The sequence below is a fragment of the Microbacterium sp. 22242 genome (assembly GCF_052045495.1).
In the GTDB taxonomy this organism is placed as follows: domain Bacteria; phylum Actinomycetota; class Actinomycetes; order Actinomycetales; family Microbacteriaceae; genus Microbacterium.
Map to the genome: position 1 here is coordinate 317,837 of NZ_JBQEOZ010000005.1, position 4,275 is coordinate 322,111.

General features: G+C 69.4%; 4 protein-coding genes. All 4 read left to right on the top strand.

The features are described 5' to 3' along the window. A partial coding sequence (locus ACTJJZ_RS08140; RefSeq protein ID WP_440720670.1) for an ABC transporter permease occupies positions 1-1,022 on the top strand: 1,022 nt, incomplete at its 5' end. After that, positions 1,022-2,038 carry an ABC transporter ATP-binding protein gene (locus ACTJJZ_RS08145; protein ID WP_440720671.1) on the top strand — a complete coding sequence of 339 codons (1,017 nt, stop codon included), beginning with the start codon at positions 1,022-1,024 and terminating at the stop codon, positions 2,036-2,038. The genes ACTJJZ_RS08140 and ACTJJZ_RS08145, both read left to right, overlap by 1 nt. Continuing rightward, positions 2,035-3,060 carry an ABC transporter ATP-binding protein gene (locus tag ACTJJZ_RS08150; protein WP_440720672.1) on the top strand — a complete coding sequence of 342 codons (1,026 nt, stop codon included), beginning with the start codon at positions 2,035-2,037 and terminating at the stop codon, positions 3,058-3,060. Before ACTJJZ_RS08145 ends, ACTJJZ_RS08150 begins: the two co-directional genes overlap by 4 nt. After that, complete coding sequence (locus tag ACTJJZ_RS08155) at positions 3,047-4,258, top strand: amidohydrolase family protein (RefSeq protein WP_440720673.1); 1,212 nt, start codon at positions 3,047-3,049, stop codon at positions 4,256-4,258. Before ACTJJZ_RS08150 ends, ACTJJZ_RS08155 begins: the two co-directional genes overlap by 14 nt. Positions 4,259-4,275: the final 17 nt, after the last annotated feature.

Below are 4,275 nucleotides of genomic sequence, written 5' to 3' on the forward strand. Positions count from 1 at the left end.
CGGCCCCGCACGGGACAGCAATGTTCGGATTCCTCCTCCGCCGGGTGGCTGCGCTGGTCATCCTGCTCCTCGTCGTGAGCTTCGTCACGTTCGCCCTCTTCCAGATCGGCCCCGCCGATCCCGCCTCCGCCGCCTGCGGCCAGGAGTGCACGCCCGAGCGGATCGAGCAGGCACGCGTCGCCCTGGGCATGGACAAGCCCTTCTTCGTGCAGTACTTCGCGTACCTCTCCGGATTCTTCGGACCGCGCATGATCGGCGCTCCCGGTGCCGAGCAGCTCTGCGCCTGGCCGTGCCTCGGCAAGTCGTTCCAGACGAACGAGAACGTCACCGACATCCTCGCCAGGGCCCTCCCCTACACGCTGTCCATCGCCGTCGGCGCCGTCGTGCTGTGGACGATCGTCGGCGTCGGGCTCGGCCTGCTGGCGGCGCTGCGCAAGGGCAGGCCGACCGACAAGCTCATCGTCGGCGCCGCCTCGGTCGGCGTCTCGCTGCCGATCCCGGTGACCGGCCTGCTGCTCCTGCTGGTGTTCGTGAGCACCCTGCACTGGCTGCCGTTCACCAGCAACCAGATCAACAGCCCGTTCGGATCCGCGGGCCCCGTGGCCTGGTTCGTCAACTACCTCCTGCCCTGGGTCGCCATCGCCGTGCTGTTCAGCGCGCAGTACATCCGGATCACCCGCAACAACATGATCGAGACGTTCGGCGAGGACTTCATGCGCACCGCCCGCGCGAAGGGCCTAGGCCGCCGCGAGATCGTGTTCCGGCACGGCGTGCGCGCGGGCATCACCCCGATCGTCACCATGCTGGGCCTCGACATCGGCGGCCTGCTCGGCGGCGCCGTGCTCACCGAGCAGATCTTCTCCGTCCCCGGCCTCGGCTTCACGGCGGTGCACGCCGCGGTCGCCGGTGACCTTCCGGTGACCATGGCGATCACCATGCTCGCCGCGTTCTTCATCATCACCGCCAATGTCGTCGTCGACCTGGCCTACGCCGGCATCGATCCGAGAGTGAGGGTCAGCTGATGGCCACCCCGTTCCTCGACATCCGCGACCTCCGGGTCGACTTCCCGACCGATGACGGCGTCGTGCACGCCGTGAACGGCATGGACCTGCGTCTCGAGCGCGGAGACACGATCGGCATCGTGGGCGAGTCCGGATCCGGCAAGACCGTGACCAGTCAGACCCTGATCGGCCTGCTGAAGGGCACCAGCGCCCGCATCACCGGGCAGATCCTGTTCGAGGGCACGGACCTGGTGCCGCTCACCGAGAACCAGATGCGCCCGTATCGCGGCCGCAAGATCGGCATGATCTTCCAGGATCCGCTGTCCGCGATGCACCCGTACTACACGGTCGGCACGCAGATCGCCGAGGCCTACCGCGTGCACAACAGGGTGAGCGCGAAGGTGGCGAAGGCGCAGGCCGTCGACATGCTGGCGCGGGTGGGGATCCCCGATCCGGTCTCCCGCTACGACTCCTACCCGCACGAGTTCTCCGGAGGCATGCGTCAGCGCGCGATGATCGCGATGGCGCTGATCTGCGAGCCGGAGCTGCTCATCGCGGACGAGCCGACCACGGCGCTCGACGTCACGGTGCAGGCGCAGATCCTCGACCTGATCTCCTCACTGCAGCAGGAGACCGGATCCGCGGTCATCTACGTCACGCACGACCTCGGCGTGGTCGCGGAGGTCTGCAAGCGGGTCGTCGTGATGTACGGCGGCCAGTGCGTGGAGCAGGCAGACGTGGTGGACGCGTTCGAGCACACCGCGCACCCCTACACCAGAGGCCTGCTGGCCTCGATGCCGTCCATGGCGGACGAGGCCGGCCGGCTCACCCCCATCCCCGGCTTCCCGCCCTCGCTGCTGAACCTGCCGCACGGCTGCCTGTTCGCCGAGCGCTGTCCGGTACGGCACCTCGTCCCTGGCGACCGCTGCATCACGGAGCGGCCCGAGCTGCACGGCACCGGCTCGCACCGGTCCCGCTGCCACCTGTCCGAGGGCCTCGGCTCACCTGTCGCCACCACGATGGAGGCCGTCCGATGACCGCGCCGCTGCTGCAGGTCGAGGGCCTGACCAAGCACTTCACGGTGTCGAAGGGCGTGCTGCGCCCGAAGAGCACGGTCAAGGCCGTCGACGGCGTCTCCTTCACGCTCGAGCGCGGATCCACGCTGGGCCTCGTCGGCGAGTCCGGCTGCGGCAAGTCCACGACGGGGCGCCTGCTCATGCGACTGCTCGCGCCGACGTCGGGACGGATCCTGCTGGACGGCGCGGACGTCGCCGGTCTCAGGGGATCGGAGCTGCAGAGCTTCCGTCGCCGCGTGCAGATGGTGTTCCAGAACCCCGCCTCCTCGCTGAACCCCCGCCAGAGCGTGGGCGCAGCGATCGCCGCACCGCTGCGTGCGCAGAGGATCGCGCCCGAGGAGGGGATGAAGGCACGGGTGCAGTCGCTGATGGACCGTGTGGGCCTGCGTCCCGAGCACTACAACCGCTTCCCGCACGAGTTCTCCGGAGGCCAGAAGCAGCGGGTCGGCATCGCGCGGGCGCTCGCGCTCGAGCCGGACGTGGTGATCTGCGACGAGCCGGTGTCCGCGCTGGACGTCTCGGTGCAGGCGCAGGTGATCAACCTGCTGCAGGACATCCAGGCCGACACCGGCATCTCCTACGTGTTCATCGCGCACGACCTGTCGGTCGTCAAGCATTTCGCAGACGACGTCGCCGTGATGTATCTCGGCAAGATCATGGAGCTCGGGACGCGCGACCAGGTGTTCGACGCCCCGCGGCACCCCTACACGCAGTCGCTGCTGTCCTCCGTGCCGTCGCCGGATCCGAAAGCGGACCGCAGCGGCCGCATCCGGCTCACCGGTGATCTGCCGCACCCGTCCAACCCGCCCAGCGGCTGCGTGTTCCGCACCCGCTGCCCGGTCTTCGCCCTTCTCGACGACCAGAAGAAGGGGAGGTGCATCGCGGAGGTGCCCACCGGCGCCGCCGCGTGCCACCATCTGCCCGAGGCCGCCGCGTTCGCGGCGAGCACCCCCGATGAGAGGAAGATCCATGCTGATTCGTGACGTCCGCCCCTGGGGCGGGCCCGCATCCGATGTCGTGATCGAGGACGGCCGCATCGCGGCGATCCGCCGGCACGACGCGGCTGCCGCCCCGGGGGACGGCGACGTGGACGGTCGCGGCCGTCTGCTGCTGCCGTCGTTCAGCGACGTGCACGTGCACCTCGACTCGACCCGCATCGGCCTCCCCTTCCGCGAGCACACCGGCGCTCCCGGCGTCTGGGCGATGATGATGAACGACCGCCTCAACTGGCGCAACACCGACGTCCCGCACGCCGAGATCGTCGCCGGCACGCTGGAGCGGATGATCGCGCGCGGCACCACCCGGGTGCGCAGCTACGCGCAGGTCGACGTGGACTGCAAGCTGGAGAAGTTCGACTCGGTGATGGCCGCGAAGGAGAAGTTCGCGAACCACGCCGAGGTGCAGGTGATGACCTTCCCGCAGGCCGGCATCCTCCTCGAGGAGGGCACGGTCGACTATCTCGAGGAGTCCCTCAAGCAGGGCGCCGATGTCATGGGCGGCATCGACCCGTCGCAGCTCGACCGCGACCCGGTCAGGCACCTGGACATCGTCTTCGGCCTCGCGGAGAAGTACCAGGTCGAGATCGACATCCACCTGCACGAGCCCGGCCACCTCGGCGTGTTCAGCACCGAGCTCGTGCTCGAGCGCGTGCGCGCGCTCGGCATGCAGGGCAAGGTCACGATGTCGCACGCCTACGAGCTGGGCGGCGTGAACGAGGCGACCAGCCGTCGTCTGATCGACGAGTTCGCGGAACTGGACATCGCGATGGCCAGCGTCGCCCCTGCGGCGCGCAACCAGCTCCCGCTCGTCGAGCTCGTCGAGGCGGGCGTGCGGTTCGGCCTCGGCGAAGACGGGCAGCGCGATTACTGGAGCCCGTACGGCAACTGCGACCTGCTCGACCGCACCTGGCAGCTGGCGTTCACGAACAACTTCCGCCGCGACGAGCACATCGAGATGTGCCTTGCCATCGCGACGATGGGCGGGGCGAGCATCATGTCGCACTCCTCCCCTCGTCTGGCGGACGCGAAGGATCGCCCCGGTACGGCCGTCGGCGATCGCGCGGACCTGGTGCTGGTCGACGGCGAGACTCCGACGAGCGCGGTCATGGATCGCGGCACGGACCGCACCGTCATCCACGACGGGCGCGTCGTCGCCGACGGCCTCCGTGTCCTTGCGCACTGATCGGGCGGCCGGCGCCG